Below are 21,229 nucleotides of genomic sequence, written 5' to 3'. Positions count from 1 at the left end.
GCAGACATGACTAAGCAAAAACTTTCCTTTTTAGACCGAAATTTGACGCTATGGATTTTTATAGCCATGGCTTTAGGCTTAGCGATTGGTGTTTTCTTTCCTCAGGCATCTTTGTCTTTAAATGAATTAAGTGTAGATAACGTTAATATTCCGATCGCAATCGGCTTAATTTTGATGATGTATCCACCTTTAGCAAAGGTTGACTACGCTACATTACCAGAAGTATTTAAAGATAAGAAAACTTTAACTTTATCATTGATACAGAACTGGATTATTGCTCCAGTATTAATGTTTATCCTTGCGATTGTTTTTTTGCATAGTTATCCAGAGTATATGACTGGCCTTATTTTAATTGGCTTGGCTCGTTGTATTGCAATGGTTTTGGTTTGGAATGGTCTTGCTTGTGGTGATAACCAGTATGTTGCAGCGTTAGTTGCCTTTAACAGTATTTTCCAAATTTTGTTCTTTAGTACCTACGCATGGCTTTTCTTAACTTACTTACCTCCATATTTTGGTGTGGCAGGGCAAGTCATTGATGTGAATTTTTGGACTATCACACATGCGGTTTTGGTGTACTTAGGTATTCCATTCTTAATGGGGTTCTTGACGCGTTTGATTTTAGTCAAGTCGAAAGGTTTGGAATGGTATCAAACTAAATTTTTACCAAAAATTAGTCCAATTAGTTTAATTGCTTTACTTTTTACCATCGTGGCGATGTTTAGCCTAAAAGGTGGTGATGTAGTGAGCTTACCTTTAGATGTATTACGTATTGCGATTCCACTCACGATTTACTTTGTGGTGATGTTCTTCATTAGCTTCTTTATGAGTAAACGTATGGGGAATAACTATCCACGCACCACCGCTATTTCATTTACTGCGGCTGGTAACAATTTTGAGTTAGCTTTAGCGGTTGCCATTGCAACATTTGGTTTGGCATCACCTGTGGCATTTACCACAGTGATTGGACCATTGGTTGAAGTTCCCGTTTTAATTTCACTCGTTTCAGTTTCTCTTTGGCTCAAGAAAAAGTATTTCTCAGATGAACAGTCTTAATAATGATTTATCAAATGTAGTATTAGATCTTTTTGATAAGCCTACATTTGAGCAAGTGCAAGCACAGCAGCTTGAGCATCCACCTCGCATTTTATTGCTATATGGTTCTAATCGTGAACGTTCTTATAGTCGTTTTGCTGTGCTGACTGCTGGGCAAATTCTTGAATACTTAGGTGCTGAAGTCAAAATCTTTCATCCTAAAGGTTTACCTTTACCTGAGGATGCAGAAACAGATCATCCGAAAGTGCAAGAGTTGCATGAGCTTTTAGCTTGGGCAGAAGGTATGGTGTGGTGCTCACCTGAACGTCATGGCGCGATGAGTTCAATTTTAAAAGCCCAAATTGACTGGATTCCTTTGGCAGCTGGAGCAATCCGTGCAACTCAAGGTAAAACCTTAGCAGTCATGCAAGTTAGTGGTGGTTCGCAGTCGTTTAATGCGGTCAATCAAATGCGTATTTTAGGGCGTTGGATGCGCATGATTACCATCCCAAATCAGTCTTCAGTTGCTAAAGCTTTTTTAGAGTTTGAAGAAGATGGCAGTATGAAACCATCCTCTTACTATGACCGAATCGTTGATGTAATGGAGGAGTTGTATAAGTTCACTTTATTAACACGTGGGCAGAAACAATACCTGACAGATCGCTATTCTGAGCGCAAAGAATCGGCAGAAGAGCTGTCAAAACGAGTAAATCAAAAATAAACAGTTTCATAAAAAAGTGCTCCACTCGGGGCACTTTTTATTGTTTAGCTTTTACATTCAGGCCATTGTGGGCAAAAGTTTTTGTAATAGTTCAATAAAGTTTGAAACTTTGGCAGAACTCTCATTTTCCCGAGTAATCAGGTAAAGAGGCGCATTTAGTTTCATTGAATCATCAAACTCGCGATATACAATTTCATGTTCCCAAAAATTATGCATTGAGGCCGGCACAATCGTTATACCAATTCCAGCAGCAACTAAATTTAATGTAGCGGTAGGTCGAGGCGCTTCTTGAATAATGCGTGGACTAAAACCTGCTTGGTAGCAACTATATAAAATATTGTCATATAAACCTTGTCCTGAAGAACGACGGTATAAAACAAAATTTTCATTTGATAAGTCATTTGAACTAATTTTTTCTTTTTGTGTAAGTGGATGGCCTATAGGCAATGCCACCATCATTGGTTCATCTAATATATGGTGATGTTTTAACCCAATATCACGGCTGATCGGTGCTCTTAAAAAAGCAATATCAAGTTTCTCGGAGATTAATCGATCTAATTGTTTTTGGCTGCCTGCTTCTTCAAGTTTGGTTTGTACGTTTGGATATATTTCTCGATATGAGCGCAATACTAATGAAATAAGCGGATGTAAACCTGCGGAACTTGTAAAACCAATGTTGAGTTGTCCAGTTTTACCTTGGCTAACATCTTGGACTAATTTTGGAATATGGCGCGCATGTTCTAATAAAAGTTGTGCTTCTTTAAATAAGGCTAAACCAGCCTCAGTTGGTTCAATTCCTCGAGGCTGGCGAATAAGTAATTGTGTACCAAGTTCTTCTTCGAGTTTTTTAAGTAAACGCGTTAGAGGCGGCTGTTGAATAAACAATCGGTTTGCGGCATGCGTAATATTCCTTTCTTCAATTACCACAACAAAGGCATGGAGCTTATGTAAATCGAGCATAGGAATACCTTTATGGTATGGTTAATGAAAATAAAAGCATTTGTAGATATATCACAAAAGTATCATTCTATCTTGGTCAGATAAAGTGAAAAGTAACGAAAATGAACCATGTTGAGATTGCTGTGCAGAAGGAGAGTGTCCCGACCTGCACAGAGTTATTTTTAGGTTTTTTAACATTAGGTTTAATTGGATTCGGTGGCGTGCTGCCTTTAGCCCGTAAAGTTATTGTAGAGCAGAGACAGTGGTTAAGCCCTGAAAAATTCACTGAGTTACTTGGTCTGTGTCAATTTTTACCAGGCGGCAATATTATTAATTTATCGGTTGCGATTGGCATGGAGTTTCGCGGTGTTCGTGGGGCAGTGAGCTCACTCATTGGTCTGATCCTTGCACCTACGATAATTGTTGTACTTTTACATTATGTCTATGAGCAGTTCCAAGATAATTTAATGGTTAAGCATCTTTTCGAAGGTTTAGCGGCGGCGGCAGCTGGACTTCTGGTTGCAACAGGTTTGAAAATGCTTAAGCCATTATTACGTAATCCATTAGCGATTTGCGTAGTTCTCGCTGCAATTATCAGTATAGCTTTTCTGAAAGTTCCATTACTTGTGACCATGCTGATTTTGTTGGCATTCTATTCAGCTATTATTTGGAGACGTGTGTAATGGGTGCAGTTCTACTTACTTTAGCGATCATTTTTACTCAATTGTCTCTTATTGCATTTGGTGGCGGGAATACAATTTTGCCTGAGATGCAACGCCAAGTAGTTGATATTCATCACTGGATGACGGCACAAGAATTCAGTGCATTGTTCGCCATGGCTCAAGCTGCACCTGGTCCGAACATGATGATTGTACCGTTGGTGGGATGGCATGTAGCAGGGTTATCAGGTCTACTCGTGACTTCTACCGCTAAATTTTTACCTTCATCTCTTATTACTGTATTTGTGATGAGAGGCTGGTCAAAATTTAAAGATAAGAAATGGCGACGTGTTTTACAGCTTGCTTTACAACCTGTCACTGTGGGAACTGTACTTGCCAGTGCGTGGATTATTTCTGAGGCAGCAGCAATAAATACTTTACTCATTATTATGGTAGTCATTGCAACTTTATTATCTTTAATTAAAAAGGTTCATCCTTTACATGTCTTGATAGCTGGGGCTGTATTTGGTGTGGTCTTACTCTAGTTTAACCAGTTTGCCGACCTGCGCTGGATGAGTTCAGGTTGGCTTTTTTTGATGAAGTAAATAATAATAAAATCTAAAAAACCGATTAAATCTATAAAAACATACTGTTTCACCTATTCTGTGTTTTCACGTACTATGCATCTATTGAAAGAATTTGGATGCATTGGAGTAAAAAACAGATGTTAGATCAAAACATTAAAACTCAATTAAAAGCTTACTTAGAACGTCTAGAAAGTCCAATTGAATTAGTTGCTGCTTTAGATGAATCAGATAAAGCTGCTCAAATTAAAGAATTAGTTTCTGAAATCGCTGAGCTTTCTGACAAGGTGACTGCCCGTTTTGACGGTAACAATACACGTCGCCCAAGCTTTGGGGTGGCTAAAGCAGGTGAACAACCTCGTGTGTTCTTTGCAGGCTTACCAATGGGCCATGAGTTTACGTCTTTGATCTTGGCACTGTTACAGGTCTCTGGTTATGCACCTAAAGTGTCTGATGAAGTACTCAACCAGATTAAAGGCTTAAACCTCAAAGCAAACTTTGATGTATTCGTATCGCTAAGCTGTCATAACTGTCCTGATGTAGTACAGGCACTTAACCTGATTGCCATTTATAACCCGAACACCACAGCAACCATGATTGACGGTTCATTCTTCCAAGACGAAGTCGAACAACGCAAAATCATGGCTGTACCAATGGTGTTCCAAGACAATGAACACATTGGTCAAGGTCGTATGACCCTTGAAGAGATTGTAGCGAAACTCGACACCAACTCTGCTGAAAAAGATGCAGCAGCACTCAATGCCAAAGATGCTTTTGATGTATTGGTGATTGGTGGTGGTCCTGCAGGTGCAACAGCAGCAATCTATGCGGCACGTAAAGGTATTAACACGGGTATCGTGGCTGAACGCTTCGGTGGTCAGGTGATGGACACCATGGACATTGAAAACTTCACGTCTGTGCAAAAGACACAAGGTCCTAAGTTTGCTGCCGAGATGGAAGCACATGTTCGTGAATATGATGTCGATATTATGAACCTGCAACGTGTTAGCAAAATCACGGGTGCTAACCAGACTGCAAATGGCTTGGTTGAAGTTGAACTTGAAAACGGTGCAAAACTTGAATCGAAAACGGTGATCCTTTCAACAGGTGCACGTTGGAGAGAGATGAATGTACCGGGTGAGCAAGAATACCGTACCCGTGGTGTTGCCTACTGCCCACACTGTGATGGTCCGTTGTTCAAAGGTAAACGTGTTGCTGTGATTGGTGGTGGTAACTCAGGTGTTGAGGCAGCAATTGACCTTGCAGGGATTGTTGAGCATGTAACTTTAGTTGAGTTTGATACCAAACTTCGTGCAGACCAAGTCTTGCAAAACAAATTGCATAGCTTGCCAAACACAACGGTGATTATGAATGCCTTAAGTACAGAAGTGTTAGGCGACGGTTCACAAGTGACTGGTCTTAAATATAAAGACCGTGCGACTGATGAAGAGTATGTGGTCGAGCTTGCAGGGATCTTTGTACAGATTGGTTTATTGCCAAACACTGACTTCTTGAAAGACAGTGAAGTTGAGTTAACCAACCGTGGCGAAATTATTGTCAATGACCGCAACGAAACCAATGTGCAAGGTGTATTTGCTGCGGGTGACTGTACAACAGTGCCTTACAAGCAAATCATTATTGCTACAGGTGAAGGTGCTAAAGCATCGCTCTCAGCGTTTGATTACATCATCCGTTCTGGGCAATAAAATTTAAGTCCAAAACGAAAGAGCCAAAGGATATCCTTTGGCTCTTTCGTTTTATGGTTTATATAAACCTTGTTCGACTAAATGCTCTCGTAAAATACGGCGTAACTCTAATACAGCTTGTGGTGTCAGTTGGATTGAATGACCACCTGGAAGAACTTTCTCAGATTTTGCACCTTCTAAGTGAGCACTCTTATAAGGGACAATACCATCTGTAATCACATTTGGATCATCACTCTTGGTGATGTTACCCATAATAGAGTGGAAAACTAATCCTTGGTGTGGATTAATATCTTTTGTGAGTTCCATAAATTTAGATTGATGACTTAGATCGCTCGGTCCATTTTGAATCAAACCATTATCAATATTACTCAAGAAATCTTTAACATCTAAATTTTCGGTTGTCAGTGACGTGGCAACAGCTGACAGGAATGCACCGGGTAAACGAATAATTTTACGTGCCGCCAAGGTAAACCAACGATCCGCATAATCTGTACCGCGATGAGGGGAAGCCAAGAAAATTGCACGATCAAAATTATTGATTGAATGCATTTGCAATCTTTCAGTAACCATTGGATGTTTTTTAAAGCGGTTTTGCTGACGAATCGTCATCAACTCTAAGGCCGGTTTAGTAATATCTCCATCACTGACCAGTAAACGACTGATAATACCTCCCATGCTATGTCCAACAAGAACTGCATCATGCGCGGCAGGGTCACTTGGGTTTAATGAACCAAAAGCTTGTTTCAAGAGAGCATAAATTTGAAAACGGCTTTCCAGAATTGGCATATTGGTCGAATAGAAAACTTGCCAAACTTGGTAATTGTCTCTTAAAACCGTATCGCCCATAACATCATTGGTCAGTGCAATCCATGCTTCGGGGCTACTTGCTAAACCATGTACCAACACGATAATTTTTTTGTTCGGATTATATGGTTCAAGCATATAGAGATGCGGCATAGTTAAATGCTGATCGCGATCAATCAGACTCAAATAGGCTGCAACTCCTAAATTGTTTTCGGCTAACCATAGGCCATAAGGTGCTGAAAAGTTAGCTGCTAGAGGATATTGTTTGCCTGCTACATTAATATTATCTGTTCGATATGGGTCATAAACTCGAATCACGAATTCTGGATTATTAATAATTTCTTCGACAGTGGTCGCGTGCTTGGGTTCAGCTACAATAGTCGCAGCTAAGTAGCGTGCGTTATGAATATTTGGATTAACACCATTTTTATAATTATATTTAAGTGGGTCTAGGATATATTCATTAATATCTTCATTTCCTGAACTCGGAAAAACAGCCACAAATTCGGAGCCAAAACCATCGCGGCGGTTAATGGTTCTTAAGCCAGAAAAATTCAGGTTATAACTTGAAATTAATTTTTCTAGTTTTTGACCCGTTAATTGTTTATGAAATTCAAAATCGATTGAATAAATACTTTTACCAATATGAATTTGTGGTTCAACAACATTTTTCTTTGGATGTCTTAAGTCATAAACACCGACCATTTTGGCGATTGCTTGATTATAGAAATCGCGGATTTGAACTTGTCTATTATCAAAAATACGGTCATTAGGCTTACGTTTTGTGGAAAATAGATAGGCATAGCTATAGCGAATACTTTTATCTAATAGGCCCAATTGCTGGTCTAAGCAATCATCATATCTATTCAGAATATTCTTTTGTTCTTCTTCAGATTTATGTTTAGTAAATCTACTTACTTTACAGTCAGATGTATCTGATAAAGCCATTGCTTTTGCGAGATACATTTCGCTTGCTGCTGATAAGAACTGTTCATCTAAAATTTGAGGAAGGTTTTTGAGTTGATTTACACAGGTTTCAGGTGTATCTGTACAAACTTTAGCTTCCTGACCAGACATTGATAAAACATTCAGACTCGCTTCGCTAAGTTTATCTTGGGTAAGAATACTATTACGTTCATTTGCAATCGTTACATTCAAAGCTTGCTGTTTAACATTTACGACCTGACAACCACTCAGAATTGAACCGAGTAGTATGACCGTCAACAGTGTTTTGCTTCTTTTTATTGAAAACATTATGGTCAAAATATAGTGGCTCAATGGTAGGTAGATCATACAAATTTTAAAATATTTTTCAAATGATCAAATATAAAAAAGGGCCGTCAAAACAGCCCTTTTTTATAGAATTAAGCTTATTTTTTAGGTGCAGCAGGAGTAGTTGCTGACATTGCTGGGTTAGTTAAAACTTGCCATACGTTCCAACGACCTTGTTTTTCAATTTCTTGAATTAAACGGTCAGCAATTTCCGCTTCATCTGGATATTTAACTTTATAGTTCTTTAGCGTCTGGATCGCGTTTTTCTTTTGCTCCATTGCAATATAGTTATTTGCAGCAGCTAAATATGCTTCTTGAACATTACCTTTAATGGCTTTGTCTAAATATGGAATCGCTTCACGTTGACCGCCACCTTCAGATAAACCAAAACCGAACCAGAAGTTTGTCTCCGCATCATCTGGATTAATTTTTAAAAGTCTTTGAGCATATTCTAAAGATTTAGTGGTATGAACAGTACCTAAATCAAGGTTACGTGCAAGAACACTTGCTTTAAAAGCACGAATTAAAATATCAAATGATGCATTTGGATTTGCAGCAAGTGTATCAAGTTGTTGTGTTACTTCTTTAAGTTTACTTTCAAAGCCTTTACGTTCTTGACGGTCAGTAAAGCGAGGTGGGTAGTGACGTGCTTTACCTTCCACTAATTGTAAGAAGTCATCAATAGTAGTCACGTCAATTTCATTTTCACCGGCTAAAACTGCGTATTTCATTGAACGTTGTGAATTATTGACAGTCGGGACGATCAGTTTATTGACGTCGAGAGTAAGCTGTTTGGTTGGATCATCTTGACGATTAACGACCATTTTGGTCACAGGCTGTGCAGCAGCGTCTTTTAATGCAACTTCAAATGCCGGTGGCTGATCATAGTTAAAAGGGTTTAGTGCATAAAAAGGAGGAGTAAGCTCTGGTTCCTTGAAAACAAAAGGCTCAATTTTTTGTTCTTTTACGGGTGCCATTGTACAAGCGGTTAAACTTGAGGTCGCAAGGATTATATATGCCAAAGGCTTAAAATTCATAGGATCTTCCGTTCATTTTAGTAAAGTCAGATTTGGTACAGGTAAGTCTAGGAAAAGCTAAACAGACATGCAAGGGTAAGCGTGTTACATTATGAATCAAGAATATTACGTTTTTGATGTCTTATCTTGCGCACCGCATTCACGACGAACTTCTTCAATAATTTTCAGTTCTTCATCACTAAAAGGCTGTTCATCCTGACTTTCTTTTTTGAAGCTCGGGTCTAGCTCTGATAAACGTTGGCATAAATTATTCATACGCGTTTCATTATGCTGAATACGATCAAGTAAAACGCGCATACCCTCTAATATAGGGTCAGACTGATCAGCAGTTGTCGCATATGGAGCGAAACCAATACTTTGCGCATAATCACGGCGACGTTCTTCATCTTTATTCTTGTCAGGCGCATCTTTATAAATATAGCGAGCAGGGTTCCCTACAGCGGTCACGCCAGCAGGAACAGCTTTAGTTACCACAGCATTTGAACCGACTTTAGCACCTTTGCCTATGGTAAATGGACCTAAAATTTTTGCACCAGCACCAACAACAACGCCATCTTCTAAAGTTGGGTGGCGTTTGCCAGTCTTCCATGTTGTTCCACCTAGGGTAACACCATGATAAAGCGTAACATCATCGCCAATTTCAGCCGTTTCACCAATCACAACACCCATACCGTGATCAATAAAAAAACGTTTACCGATTTTAGCGCCAGGATGAATTTCAATTCCTGTTGCAAAACGACTAAATGAAGAAAGAAGGCGAGCAGCACCTTTACAATCTTTTTGCCATAACTCATGTGCGACACGATGCATCATAATCGCATGAATGCCAGGGTAGGTCGTGAGAACTTCGAGTGTATTGCGGGCAGCAGGATCTCGCGCAAATACAGCCTTTATATCTTCTTTCAGCTGTTTAAGCATTGGGTTGATCCTCCTTGTCAGATAATGCTTTTTTCCATTTACCACTGGTTAGGGCTTGTACACGACTAAAAATACCGCGAAGTAAATGATATTCCATACGATCTAATTGTATACGACCAAATAAACGACGCAAGCGTAAAGGTAACAAACGTGGATTATCTGGATCTAAAAATTCAATTTCAGTCAGCATTTTCTCTAGATGAGGGTAAAACTCTTCCATTTGTTGCTGAGTAACCAAAGGCTCATCCCATTGCATGCTTTGACCTTGGACTAATGGCATTTCTTCTGCATCTTGGTCCACGTTTTGTTGCTCTAGAGCAGACATGCGAAGTTCGTAACATACGACTTGAATTGCTTGCGCAACATTTAATACGCCATAGTCAGGATTGACAGGAATTGTTAAATGATAATTGGCCAATGCTAATTCTTCGTTTGTTAAACCACGATCTTCACGGCCAAAAACAATCGCAATTTGTTGTCCCTGACAGGTGGCTTTAATGGCTTCTTTGGCAGCAGGTCTTACGTCAAGTAAAGGCCAAGGAATGGTACGGCTACGTGCACTTGTTCCAAACACTAAATGGCAATCTTTAATAGCATCTTCTAGGATGTCGACAATCTCAAGATGTTCAAATAAATCCTGCGCACCAGCAGCAAGCGCTTGTATGTCTGGGTGAGGATATGTTTTAGGTGCAACAAGAACTAATTTAATTAGCCCCATTGTTTTCATGGCACGTAAAGCACTGCCAATATTGGCAGGCAAGGTAGTGTTTACCATGACAATACGCACTTGTGCTAATTGTTTTGACACAGTGTTGTGATCAAACGAACTCATAAGATTTCCAGAAATTACGAATATTGAGAAACTTCGCTTTGGTATAAATCCAATGCATCGTCCATAGTCATGTCCGCGGGAGGGGAAGCAACGGTTTGCGGACGAGCAGGTTCTGCTGCTTTAGCTGCTTTCGACTTTACTTGATATTCAATATAAATATTATCTTTACCAAAATAATCTCTGAGTTTAGCAAGTAATTCATCGAGAGGAGCAACTTTCCATTGCGGACCAAGTTGAAGCTCGGCTTGAGCATAAGGTTGATCAATCTGTAGCTGTAGAGTGATATGTTGATGCATATCTACATTGCAAAATGGCAAGATTATATTTTGTAAATCTTTTGCCAAAGTGGCTTGCATAAACTCTTCTGTTAATTTGATCTGAATACTGTTAGCACGTTTTTGTCGTATTTCATTTAATGTAAAAGCTTTGGTTAAACGGCCCATTGGACGTTCAAAGCCTTCTCTTTCATAAATTTCGCCTTCAAAGACGACAACACGCTCAACTTGAATAATATCTTTAAAACGTTGGAAACGTTCATGGTTGCAACTTACTTCAATACGAGCTGTACCATCATCTAGTACAATAACTACGCGATTTGGAAAGTTTGCGACGTCAATGACTAAACCTGCATAGACTGTTGTAACACCACGACGTGTAGCCGTAATTTCATTAAGTTTTACCGGAATAAAAGCCTTAAGCTCTTGGCGGTAAACATCAATTGGGTGACCAGTGAGATATAGACCAAGCGTATCTTTTTCGCCTTTTAGACGAACTTCATCACTCCACGGTTTAACGGGTTTAGCTGGCTTACGCTGAACTTCTTCAACCTCACCAAATAAATCCATAATACCGCTTTCACGATTGCTGCGCGCTTGTTCGGCAGCTTGAACCGCCTCAGGCAATTGTGCCATTAGGCTTGCACGTTCAATTCCCAAGCAATCGAGTGCACCTGCACGAATTAAAGCTTCAAGAGTACGCTTATTGATTTTCTTCAAATCAATACGGTGGCAAAAATCGAATAAATCTGTATAAGGACCAAATTGTCGACGAGAGTCAATTACAGACTGCATCGCTTGTTCGCCAACGCCTTTAATTGCCCCTAAACCATACACAATAGTTTTATCATCGCTCGCATGGAAATGATAAGTCGACATATTGACTGATGGTGGTAAAACTTCTAGGCCATTATTTCGGCAGTCATCAATTAAAAATACGACACTGTCAGTATTCTGCATTTCCGATGACATTACCGCTGCCATAAACTCAGCAGGATAATGTGCTTTTAACCATGCAGTGTGGTAAGCAACGAGGGCATAAGCTGCGGCGTGAGATTTGTTGAAACCATAGCCTGCGAACTTTTCCATATAGTCAAAGATATGGTTGGCTGTACTTTCATCAATCCCTTTTTCTGCAGCACCTGCCAAGAAAATTTGACGCTGCTTAACCATCTCCTCAGGTTTCTTTTTACCCATTGCACGGCGTAGTAAGTCCGCGCCACCGAGCGTATAACCCGCACAGATCTGTGCAGTCTGCATCACCTGTTCTTGATAAACCATAATCCCGTAAGTTGGCTCTAATACACCTTCAAGAAGTGGGTGAAGATATTCAAAATCTCCACCATGCATACGGTGAATAAAGTCAGGAATAAGATCCATTGGACCAGGACGGTACAATGATACGAACGCAATAATCTCTTCAAATTTACTTGGACGTGCTTCTTTAAGCATTCGTTTCATGCCGACGGATTCAAACTGGAATACCGCTGTTGTATTTGCATCGGCAAAGACAGAATATGCTTTAGCATCATCAAGTGGAACATGCGAAATTATGAGTGGATCATTACTATCACGATTTTTATTAATATTTTGAATTGCGTCTTCAATAACAGTTAAGTTACGTAAGCCCAAGAAGTCGAATTTGACGAGACCTGCTGCTTCTACATCGTCTTTATCATATTGAGCAACACGGCTTGTTCCATCTTCCTCACAAAGTACAGCCGAGAAATCGGTAATCTTGCCGGGTGCAATAACAACACCGCCGGCATGTTTACCGGTATTTCGGGTGATACCTTCCAATTTTAAAGCCATTTCCCAGATTTCACTCGCATCATCATTATCTGGGTTTGATGGGTTGGTAACGATATCTTTAAGCTGAGGTTCCATCTCGATAGCAGTGGCTAAGTCCACACCGAGCGGTTTAGTCGGTACCATTTTTGAGATACGGTCAGCTAAACCGTAAGACTTACCCAATACACGGGCAACGTCACGAATTGCACCTTTTGCCGCCATCGTACCGAAAGTTGCAATTTGTGATACGGCTTCACGACCATAAGTACGGGAAACATAATCAATAACGCGGTCACGTCCGGCAATACAGAAGTCGACGTCAAAGTCGGGCATCGAAACACGTTCTGGGTTTAAGAAACGTTCGAAAAGTAGATCATAACGAAGAGGATCAAGGTCAGTAATTTTTAAGCTATAGGCAACGAGTGAGCCCGCACCTGAACCACGTCCAGGTCCTACAGGAACGCCATTATTTTTTGCCCACTGAATGAAGTCCATGACGATAAGGAAGTAACCTGGGAATCCCATTTTGAGGATAATGCCGACTTCGTAATCAATTCGTTCATCGTAAGGCTTACGAATTTCTGGCCAGTCTTCGCTACGTTTTTCGACAGGGTAGAGATAATCTAAGCGTTCTTCTAGACCTACTTTTGACAAATGCTCAAAGTAAGTGTCAATAGTAAAGCCATCTGGAATCGGATAGTCAGGTAAAAAGTAGGTGCCGAGTTGTAAGCTAACATTACAGCGTTTTGCAATGTTATAGGTGTTTTCGATAGCACTTGGGATATCTGAAAACAACTCAATCATTTCATCGGAGGTTTTAAAATGTTGCTCAGGACTATATAAGCGTGGACGACGATCATCTGCTAATACATAGCCATCAGCAATACAAACACGTGCTTCGTGTGCCTCAAAATCTTCTTTTTCTACAAAGTGCACATCATTATGCGCAACTACACCCACATTATATTGGGCAGCAAGTTTAGCAGCTTCTTGAATAAAGTCTTCTTCACCAGGACGATCGGTACGTGTTAAAGCCAGATAAACACGGTTACCAAATTTTTCAATCCATGCCTCTAAAAGCGGAGCTGCTTTTTGAGGGTTAGATGAGCAAAGCATCTGACCCACATCACTATGTTGGCCAAGTAAAACAATAATATCTTGATGCTGTTCAAGTACCCATTCTTTTTTTACACATGGAATACTGAGTTGTTGCCCTTCAATAAAACCGCGTGAAACGATTTCGGTGAGACTTTTCCAGCCTACATTACTCATTGCAAGTAAAGTTGCACGATGTTGAGCATCGTCAAGGCGAATTGTGCTACCTAAAAGCGGCTTAATCCCTTTTTTTAAACAAGAATTATAAAATTTTACAGCTGCATGGAGGTTTGATAGATCGGTTAATGCCAGCGCAGGCATTTGGTCTTTAACCGCAGCGTTGACCAAGTCAGGTATGCGAACTATCGACTCTGTAATCGAAAATTCTGTATAAATACCGAGATGAACAAACTGCATAAACCAATCCTTAATACGACTGCAGCATAGTTTAGCACGCAAAGTTAAAACGAAATGCTTAATATTTTGGCAAACTGTTAAGGATTTTATTATTTAAGAAGAATGATTTGAATATCTATTGTACAGATTTAATATAAAAGAGCTTATTTTTAAGAAATAGGACCAACCCAAACTTTGTGTTTGGGCTGGTTGAAAAACTTAGTACTGCCAGAACATGCGCTGAATTTCTTTCGTGTCATTAGTCTTAGTAAGAGCTAAAGCTGCAAGAAGACGCGCTTTTTGAGGGTTTAAATCATGTGCTGCTACCCAACCATATTTAGAGTCAGGTTGTTCTGCATCACGTAATACGAAACCTTGTGCGACACGTGATGAACGGATAATTTGAATACCGTTTTTGTCGTGAAGATTTTGTAAGGTTGGTACGATATATTTTGGTACAGAACCGTTACCAGTACCTGCATTAATGATCGCTTTAGCACCAGCTTTTGCATACGCTTCATATGCATCTGGAAGCATAGAGTCCGAACCATAAACGATCTGTACAGTTGGAAGTGCATCGCCTTTAATATTTTCAATATTAAACTCTGAAGCATTTGTATGACGCTTTACAGATTGTCTGAACCAGTAAGGCTTGCCTTCAACCAATGTACCTAAAGCGCCCCATTGGCTAACAAAAGCATTTGTATGAATGTTAATGCCTTTAGTTACATCACGTGCAGCAAAAATAGAGTCGTTCATGAGAACCATAACGCCTTTATTTTTCGCATCATCAGAAGCTGCTAAAGCAACTGCACTATAAAGGTTAAGTGGACCATCAGCTGAAAGAGCAGTTGAAGGACGCATTGAGCCAACAAGTACAATCGGTTTATCAGTATGAACAACCAAATTTAAGAAAAATGCTGTTTCTTCTAAAGTATCTGTACCGTGTGTAATTACGACACCATTAACAGATGGCTTTTTAACAAGCTCATTCACTTGACGAGCAATTTCTAATAGTTCCTTGTCAGTAATACTCTCAGAAGCGATTTGTAAAGCTTGAATACCAGTTACATTTGCCAAATCTTTGATTTGTGGAACTGCGTTAATTAGCGTATCAACAGGAACTTTTGCAGCAGTATAAGTTGCACTATTTGCCGAGCTTGCGCCAGCACCAGCGATAGTACCGCCAGTCGCAACTACAACAACATTATTTTTTGCATAAAGTGGGAGAGAGCAGGCTAATAAGCCCATCGCTAAACCTAAAGATTTAACAGTTTTAGTCAACATCGAAAATATCCTTATGAAGTGACGAAGTAAAAGTTTGTTGAATATGACTGCTTTTCCTAAGCAAAATACATACCATGTAAAACATATTCATAACTTGTTTGAATAAGAAGCATCCTTGAATAGCATTTTGTTTCACCAACAACTGCTTAATCATTGCTTTTATTTAGCGCTAATAAATAACATGAATAAAATAAAAAATCTATTAAGTTTTTCTAATTTATCTTGATTTGTTTACTTTTTAATATAAATAAAACAAATGATTTTTTTATCTGTATAAAATTAAAAAATAATAGATGTGTTTAAGTAATTTTTTGCCATTTGATATTTTTATATTGTTGATTTTTATTGTTATAATTTAATATTAAGATGATTTTAAATTTTTCAGTATGAATTGAAAAATAATTCCATTAATTTAATATAATTTAATTGTTGTAAATTGAATTAAAATTTAATCACTTGGTATTTATTTTTAAAAATATAAAATTTGTTTGAATCATTTTTATTCTATTTTTAAGGTTCGGTTTAAGAAAATTTAATAGCAGTTTAAAGTCATTATTTAATATAAAAATATAGGTAAATTTCTGCCAGCAATTTTAAAATAAAAAAAAAGAGCAATTTTATAAGGTCATATAAAATTGCTCTTAAGTTGGGAGAGTGGGAGAAAAGAGAAACTTATGCGGTTGTTTGTTCTTGAGTTGATTTAATTAATACTGGCTCTGGTAGTTCTTCAGTATCAGCCACTTTGTCACCTTCAAGCTTGGCAACAACTGCGGTTGCAATACTGTTACCTACTACGTTTGTTGCAGTACGGCCCATATCAAGGAACTGATCGATACCGAGTAATAAAAGGATGCCAGCTTCAGGTAAGTGGAACATAGTGAGCGTCGCTGAAATAACTACAATAGAAGCTCGAGAAACACCTGCAATACCTTTACTTGTTACCATTAGAGTTAACAAAATTAAGATTTGTTGAGTGAAACTAAGATCAATATTGTAGGCCTGAGCAATAAAGAGCACTGCAAACGTGGTGTACATCATTGAACCATCAAGGTTGAATGAATAACCTAAAGGTAATACAAAGCTCGTTACTTTTTTAGGCACACCAAATTTATTTAGTGCATCCATAACCTTAGGATAGGCTGATTCACTTGAAGCTGTAGCAAAAGCAAGCGTTACAGGTTCACGAATTAATTTACCTAAGCGGAAAATATCTTTTTTAAGTACGATTGCACCTACAGAGAATAAGATGATCCACAGTAATAAAAGACCAAAGTAGAACTCCGCGATTAAAATGCCATAGTCAACAATCAAGCCTAAACCTTGTACTGTAATTGCTGAAGCGATTGCTGCAAATACTGCAACAGGTGCAAACATCATGACGTAATCAGTAATACGGAACATGATTTTGCTGAGTTCATCAGTCAAACGAATGATAACTGAATCTTTTTCTTTGCCTTGATTTACAAAAGCAAGGGCTGAGCCAAAAAAAATAGAGAAAACAAGGACTTGCAAAATATCGTTATTTGCCATTGCTTCGGCAATACTGCGTGGGAAAACATGGCTTAAAAATGATTGTAGAGTGAAGCCTGTAGTCGCTGGAGCAGAAGAGCTACTCAATTGTTGCGCAGTTGGTAATACTAAATCTAAAGCTGCACCTGGTTGGAAAAAGTTTGCCAGACCCATACCGATAGCAAGCGATACGAACGAAGCAGTAATAAACCAAGTCATTGATTTAAGGGTTATACTGCCGATTGATGTCGATTTCCCCATTGATACAATGCCTGAAACAATAGTGGCAAATACCAATGGAGCAATAATCATTTTGATAAGGCGTAAAAAGATATCTGTAGGTATGTTGAGATAAGAAGCGATTTGCTTCAATTGTTCACCCTCATTAAAGAAGTGGTGACAAATCCAACCTGTCAGTATGCCAAGTAAAATAGCAACAACAATATACTTGAGCAATTTCTTTTGCTTCATATGAACCTCTATCCATTTGATTCAATCATCCTTTGATGGGATTTGAATGATTGAAAGCTTTCCTTGTTAGTTCAGTTCGGTCGTTCTAACGATGTTATCTTCCTAGATCTGTATCTGCTTTAACCGAATCGAATATGGCGATGTTGTTATGGAGATGGATTGTTGCTCGATTTTGAAGCAGTGTGAAATGCAAAAAAATATTGATCCATGCATTTTTTGCATAATAAAGGTTAAGTAGATTGAAGGAAATCAAGTAATTTAAAACGTATGGTAAAAAATGTATAAATCAAAAAATTAACTAATTCTTGAAGTCGAAAGAATCATAAAATTTATAAAAATAATTTAAATACAATAATTTATTTTATGTTGGTAAAGTTGTTATGTGGTTAGGAGATTCTTCTTTTATAAAAATGAAAAAATAGAATTATAAAAAAGGCACCTATTTAGAGATGCCTTTTTTTGTTATGCATTTTTTAACGGCGATTGGCTAAGAAACGACCTAAACGGGTAATTGCTTCACGTAATTCATTTTCAGCGGGTAAGAAAACCACGCGGAAATGATCAGGTGTTGGCCAGTTAAAGCCTGTACCTTGCACCAATAACACTTTTTCTGCACGTAGCAAATCAAGCATTAACTTTTCATCATCTTCAATTGGGTAGATGTTCGGGTCAAGGCGTGGGAAACAGTACATTGCTCCATCTGGTTTTACACAACTTACGCCTGGAATTTCATTAAGCATTTCCCAAGCAATATTACGCTGTTCATATAAACGGCCACCAGGACGGATCAAGTCATTAATTGATTGATAACCGCCTAGGGCAGTTTGAATCGCATATTGAGCTTGAACGTTAGCACATAGGCGCATTGACGCTAACATATCTAATCCTTCGATATAGTCGGCAGCACGGCTTTTATCACCCGTAATTGCCATCCAACCTGAACGGAAGCCTGCAATACGATAAGCTTTTGATAAACCATTAAAAGATACGCAAAGCTGGTCGCCCGCTAATGATGCTACTGAAACATGTTCAATACCGTCATAAATAATTTTGTCGTAAATTTCATCAGCAAATAAAATTAGATCATATTTTTTTGCAATCGCTACAATCTGTTCAAGAATGTGGCGTGGATATACCGAACCCGTAGGGTTGTTCGGGTTAATGATGACAATACCGCGAGTATTCGGAGTAATCTTACTTTCAATATCAGCAATATCTGGGTACCAGCTATTTTCTTCATCACATTTATAATGAATTGCTGTGCCGCCTGAAAGATTAACTGCTGCTGTCCAAAGCGGATAATCCGGCATTGGAATCAGCATTTCGTCTCCATCATCTAATAGGCCTTGCATAGCCATTACGATGAGTTCAGATACGCCATTACCAATATACACGTCATTGACATGCATATTGAGAATTCCTTTTTGCTGGTAATACTGACAAATTGCTTTGCGAGCAGGGAAGATACCTTTTGAGTCAACATAACCAATTGCGTTTGGTAAGTTTAAAGCAACATCATTAATAATTTCTTGTGGTGCTTCAAATCCAAAAGGAGCAGGATTGCCGATATTCAGCTTAATGATTTTATGTCCTTGCTCTTCCATTTCATTGGCGGCTCGTAAAACTGGCCCACGGATGTCATAACAAACATGCTCAAGCTTCGATGATTTTTTGATTTCTCGAGTAGATGGCATGGAATGGATGGTAGCAGTATTTTTAGACATAACGGGATTCACTTTTGCATATCGGTATAAATAACTTTTAAATGTTTTAACTGTTACCAAATTTAGATCATGTTGATCTTTCAATAGTTCAACAATTTTTTCATGGGTAAAACCCGATTGTTGATATTGTTTAATAATTGGTAGTAGTTGTTGGAAAACCACACTTTTTTTCTGAGACATGTTCTGTCCTATACAACCGTGCGCACTTAGAATAGCACTATGTTTGCTTGCTTTAAAGAAGATTAGTAATAAATTTGCTTACTTTTGATTTTGTATTTTGCTTACTTTTTGCTTTTTGTTCTTTATATGTTTAAATTCCAACAAATTTTACGTTCAGAGACTAGTGTTTTTGTGATGAATGGCGTAAATATAAAACTCGATCATCAGAAATGTTTACTTCAGAATAAAAGGTGTATGTCATGGGAAAAGTCAATAAAACAGACCGGGAATGGCAAAGAGAGTTATCACCAGAAGAGTATCGGATTACACGACAAAAAGGCACTGAACCTGCATTTACGGGGCAATACTGGAATACTAAGCAACATGGTACCTATGTTTGCCGTTGCTGCGGCGCAGAGTTGTTCTCATCAGATACCAAATATGATAGCGGTTGCGGTTGGCCAAGTTTCTTCCGTCCGATCAATGGTGCTGTCATTGATGAACATGAAGATTTAACGCATGGTATGGTCAGAACTGAAATAGTTTGTCATGATTGTGAAGCTCATTTAGGGCATGTATTTGAAGATGGACCACAGCCGACTGGTTTGCGCTACTGTGTAAACTCGGCATCATTACAACTGAAAACAGAAGAAAAAAATGATGAGGAAACCTATCCATGAGTAATATTTATCAGTTTGAAGCTGAGCTGTTAGAGGGTGAAGTTAAGCAATTGGCTGATTACAAAGGTAAAGTTTTACTAATTGTAAACACTGCCAGTAAATGTGGTTTTACACCACAATTTGCTGGCCTCGAAAAACTATATGAAAAATATAAAGATCAAGGATTAGAAGTTTTAGGTTTTCCCTGCAACCAGTTTGGTGGGCAAGATCCAGGAAGCAATAAAGAAATTGGTAGCTTCTGTCAGCGTAACTATGGGGTAAAATTTCCCATGTTTGCTAAAGTTGATGTAAAAGGTCCGGAAGCCCATGTAATTTTTAGATATTTAACACGTGAAGCTAAAGGTATTTTAGGTAGTAGTAGCATTAAATGGAACTTTACCAAATTTTTGGTAGGCAAAGATGGTGCTGTTTTAAATCGCTATGCACCTACGACTAAGCCAGAAGCTTTAGAAGCTGATATTGAAAAAGCATTAGCGAGTTAATCGTTTAAATGAACGCTATTCCTCAAGCTTTTGAGTTTTGGCAAGATGGGCGAATGCCGTATGTTGAAACCAGAAGATCCTGTTTTAGCCGAACGTGTTATAAGTCTCATAGTCATCCAACGTTTTCTATCGGGGCTATAGACGAGGGGAATAGCGTTTTTCATAGTTCATTTGGTACGCCCCAAAAGATTGATGCTGGTACTTTGGTGATTGTACCAGCACATATTGAGCATTCATGTAACCCTTTGCCGGATCAGGCTTGGAGTTACCAAATGCTACATTTGGACATAAGGTGGTTAAATCAGCTGTATTCAGAATTTCGAGAACATGGTCTGGATTTGCATCTGCCTCAGCATAAGCCGCTCATAATAAAAGAAGAAACTTTATATCAGGCTTTTTCTGATATGAATGAAACTTTATTTGATCCTGAAAAATTAATTATTGAAAAAGAACAGTCGCTGATCTATTGCCTTACCCAGCTGTTACTCCCTCATTTCGTATTACAAGAAATACAAAAAACTGAATATTTGTATGAAGATTTTTTGGACTTAATTCATATTATTAAATCGTCAGAACGATTTATTTCTCTTGAAGAGCTTGCAGAGCAGGTTGGTCTTAGTCGATATGCAATCATTCGTTTATTCAAGGCCAATGTTGGTTTAACTCCACATGCATTTCAAATTAATTTAAAGATTAATCAAGCCAGAGCTCAATTAAAGCAAGGGATTTCACTCGCAGAGCTAGCTGTCAATTTAGGCTTTAGTGATCAAAGCCATTTTCATAAAGCTTTTAAAGCACATACGGGAATTACTCCTCGACAGTTTCAACTTGCAGCCGCGCAATAATTTACAAGAAA

At 38.5% G+C, this 21,229-nt stretch carries 17 protein-coding genes; 8 read left to right on the top strand and 9 right to left on the bottom strand.

From position 1 onward, the window contains the following. Positions 1-6: 6 nt before the first annotated feature. Positions 7-1,053, top strand: a complete 1,047-nt coding sequence (gene arsB / locus MKL51_RS09380) for an ACR3 family arsenite efflux transporter (protein WP_017481622.1) — start codon at positions 7-9, stop codon at positions 1,051-1,053. Next, a complete protein-coding gene (gene arsH / locus MKL51_RS09375; RefSeq protein ID WP_017481623.1) occupies positions 1,040-1,753 on the top strand; it encodes an arsenical resistance protein ArsH in 714 nt (237 codons plus the stop codon). The genes arsB and arsH overlap by 14 nt, the downstream gene beginning before the upstream one ends. A gap of 57 nt (positions 1,754-1,810) precedes the next feature. Here the strand turns inward: arsH and MKL51_RS09370 are convergent, their stop codons facing one another. Next, positions 1,811-2,713 carry a LysR family transcriptional regulator gene (locus MKL51_RS09370; protein WP_017481624.1) on the bottom strand — a complete coding sequence of 301 codons (903 nt, stop codon included), beginning with the start codon at positions 2,711-2,713 and terminating at the stop codon, positions 1,811-1,813. 101 nt (positions 2,714-2,814) lie between these two features. Here MKL51_RS09370 and MKL51_RS09365 point away from each other — a divergent pair, with 101 nt between their 5' ends. The 3 genes from MKL51_RS09365 to ahpF all read left to right on the top strand — a co-directional run bounded on the left by MKL51_RS09365 (position 2,815) and on the right by ahpF (position 5,641). Continuing rightward, positions 2,815-3,375, top strand: a complete 561-nt coding sequence (locus tag MKL51_RS09365; RefSeq protein WP_017386148.1) for a chromate transporter — start codon at positions 2,815-2,817, stop codon at positions 3,373-3,375. Continuing rightward, complete coding sequence (locus MKL51_RS09360) at positions 3,375-3,896, top strand: chromate transporter (RefSeq protein ID WP_000501457.1); 522 nt, start codon at positions 3,375-3,377, stop codon at positions 3,894-3,896. Before MKL51_RS09365 ends, MKL51_RS09360 begins: the two co-directional genes overlap by 1 nt. A gap of 179 nt (positions 3,897-4,075) precedes the next feature. Beyond that, the gene (gene ahpF, locus MKL51_RS09355) at positions 4,076-5,641 is read left to right on the top strand and encodes an alkyl hydroperoxide reductase subunit F (protein ID WP_025468453.1); all 1,566 of its coding nucleotides are present in this window, start codon (positions 4,076-4,078) and stop codon (positions 5,639-5,641) included. Positions 5,642-5,692: 51 nt separating this feature from the next. Here the strand turns inward: ahpF and MKL51_RS09350 are convergent, their stop codons facing one another. The 8 genes from MKL51_RS09350 to MKL51_RS09315 form a co-directional block, all read right to left on the bottom strand. Then, entirely contained in the window at positions 5,693-7,699 is a 2,007-nt protein-coding gene (locus MKL51_RS09350; RefSeq protein WP_031945058.1) for an esterase/lipase family protein, read from the bottom strand. Positions 7,700-7,815: 116 nt separating this feature from the next. After that, positions 7,816-8,754 carry an ABUW_2363 family tetratricopeptide repeat lipoprotein gene (locus MKL51_RS09345; protein WP_017399898.1) on the bottom strand — a complete coding sequence of 313 codons (939 nt, stop codon included), beginning with the start codon at positions 8,752-8,754 and terminating at the stop codon, positions 7,816-7,818. Between the two features lie 105 nt (positions 8,755-8,859). Further along, complete coding sequence (gene cysE / locus MKL51_RS09340; protein ID WP_014206521.1) at positions 8,860-9,672, bottom strand: serine O-acetyltransferase; 813 nt, start codon at positions 9,670-9,672, stop codon at positions 8,860-8,862. Beyond that, positions 9,665-10,504 carry an RNA methyltransferase gene (locus MKL51_RS09335; protein WP_017481627.1) on the bottom strand — a complete coding sequence of 280 codons (840 nt, stop codon included), beginning with the start codon at positions 10,502-10,504 and terminating at the stop codon, positions 9,665-9,667. The genes cysE and MKL51_RS09335 overlap by 8 nt, the downstream gene beginning before the upstream one ends. Before the next feature lie 14 nt (positions 10,505-10,518). Beyond that, positions 10,519-14,082, bottom strand: coding sequence for a DNA polymerase III subunit alpha (gene dnaE / locus MKL51_RS09330; RefSeq protein ID WP_017481628.1), 3,564 nt, complete (start codon positions 14,080-14,082; stop codon positions 10,519-10,521). Positions 14,083-14,280: 198 nt separating this feature from the next. Then, entirely contained in the window at positions 14,281-15,348 is a 1,068-nt protein-coding gene (locus tag MKL51_RS09325) for a type II asparaginase (protein WP_014206524.1), read from the bottom strand. Between the two features lie 672 nt (positions 15,349-16,020). Further along, on the bottom strand, positions 16,021-17,328 hold the full coding sequence (locus MKL51_RS09320) for a dicarboxylate/amino acid:cation symporter (RefSeq protein WP_002114420.1): 1,308 nt from the start codon (positions 17,326-17,328) through the stop codon (positions 16,021-16,023). Positions 17,329-17,801: 473 nt separating this feature from the next. Continuing rightward, positions 17,802-19,232 carry a pyridoxal phosphate-dependent aminotransferase gene (locus MKL51_RS09315; protein ID WP_014206525.1) on the bottom strand — a complete coding sequence of 477 codons (1,431 nt, stop codon included), beginning with the start codon at positions 19,230-19,232 and terminating at the stop codon, positions 17,802-17,804. A 239-nt stretch (positions 19,233-19,471) separates the two neighbouring features. Here MKL51_RS09315 and msrB point away from each other — a divergent pair, with 239 nt between their 5' ends. Genes msrB through MKL51_RS09300 form a run of 3 tightly spaced genes read left to right on the top strand, consistent with a single transcriptional unit; the run spans position 19,472 to position 21,218 of the window. Then, positions 19,472-19,891, top strand: coding sequence for a peptide-methionine (R)-S-oxide reductase MsrB (gene msrB, locus MKL51_RS09310; protein ID WP_002114184.1), 420 nt, complete (start codon positions 19,472-19,474; stop codon positions 19,889-19,891). Continuing rightward, entirely contained in the window at positions 19,888-20,373 is a 486-nt protein-coding gene (locus MKL51_RS09305) for a glutathione peroxidase (protein ID WP_002114194.1), read from the top strand. Before msrB ends, MKL51_RS09305 begins: the two co-directional genes overlap by 4 nt. Before the next feature lie 8 nt (positions 20,374-20,381). After that, positions 20,382-21,218, top strand: coding sequence for an AraC family transcriptional regulator (locus MKL51_RS09300; RefSeq protein WP_017481629.1), 837 nt, complete (start codon positions 20,382-20,384; stop codon positions 21,216-21,218). Positions 21,219-21,229: the final 11 nt, after the last annotated feature.

Source organism: Acinetobacter sp. AOR18_HL (assembly GCF_027855145.1).
Taxonomy (GTDB): Bacteria; Pseudomonadota; Gammaproteobacteria; order Pseudomonadales; family Moraxellaceae; genus Acinetobacter; species Acinetobacter pittii.
This window is presented reverse-complemented; position numbering and strand designations above follow the sequence as displayed.

Bases quoted from the DNA above. Each gene is read 5' to 3' on its own strand.
- arsB (WP_017481622.1), top strand. From the start codon at position 7: ATGACTAAGCAAAAACTTTCCTTTTTAGACCGAAATTTGACGCTATGG.
- arsH (WP_017481623.1), top strand. From the start codon at position 1,040: ATGAACAGTCTTAATAATGATTTATCAAATGTAGTATTAGATCTTTTT.
- MKL51_RS09370 (WP_017481624.1), bottom strand. From the start codon at position 2,713: ATGCTCGATTTACATAAGCTCCATGCCTTTGTTGTGGTAATTGAAGAA.
- MKL51_RS09365 (WP_017386148.1), top strand. From the start codon at position 2,815: ATGAACCATGTTGAGATTGCTGTGCAGAAGGAGAGTGTCCCGACCTGC.
- MKL51_RS09360 (WP_000501457.1), top strand. From the start codon at position 3,375: ATGGGTGCAGTTCTACTTACTTTAGCGATCATTTTTACTCAATTGTCT.
- ahpF (WP_025468453.1), top strand. From the start codon at position 4,076: ATGTTAGATCAAAACATTAAAACTCAATTAAAAGCTTACTTAGAACGT.
- MKL51_RS09350 (WP_031945058.1), bottom strand. From the start codon at position 7,699: ATGTTTTCAATAAAAAGAAGCAAAACACTGTTGACGGTCATACTACTC.
- MKL51_RS09345 (WP_017399898.1), bottom strand. From the start codon at position 8,754: ATGAATTTTAAGCCTTTGGCATATATAATCCTTGCGACCTCAAGTTTA.
- cysE (WP_014206521.1), bottom strand. From the start codon at position 9,672: ATGCTTAAACAGCTGAAAGAAGATATAAAGGCTGTATTTGCGCGAGAT.
- MKL51_RS09335 (WP_017481627.1), bottom strand. From the start codon at position 10,504: ATGAGTTCGTTTGATCACAACACTGTGTCAAAACAATTAGCACAAGTG.
- dnaE (WP_017481628.1), bottom strand. From the start codon at position 14,082: ATGCAGTTTGTTCATCTCGGTATTTATACAGAATTTTCGATTACAGAG.
- MKL51_RS09325 (WP_014206524.1), bottom strand. From the start codon at position 15,348: ATGTTGACTAAAACTGTTAAATCTTTAGGTTTAGCGATGGGCTTATTA.
- MKL51_RS09320 (WP_002114420.1), bottom strand. From the start codon at position 17,328: ATGAAGCAAAAGAAATTGCTCAAGTATATTGTTGTTGCTATTTTACTT.
- MKL51_RS09315 (WP_014206525.1), bottom strand. From the start codon at position 19,232: ATGTCTCAGAAAAAAAGTGTGGTTTTCCAACAACTACTACCAATTATT.
- msrB (WP_002114184.1), top strand. From the start codon at position 19,472: ATGGGAAAAGTCAATAAAACAGACCGGGAATGGCAAAGAGAGTTATCA.
- MKL51_RS09305 (WP_002114194.1), top strand. From the start codon at position 19,888: ATGAGTAATATTTATCAGTTTGAAGCTGAGCTGTTAGAGGGTGAAGTT.
- MKL51_RS09300 (WP_017481629.1), top strand. From the start codon at position 20,382: ATGAACGCTATTCCTCAAGCTTTTGAGTTTTGGCAAGATGGGCGAATG.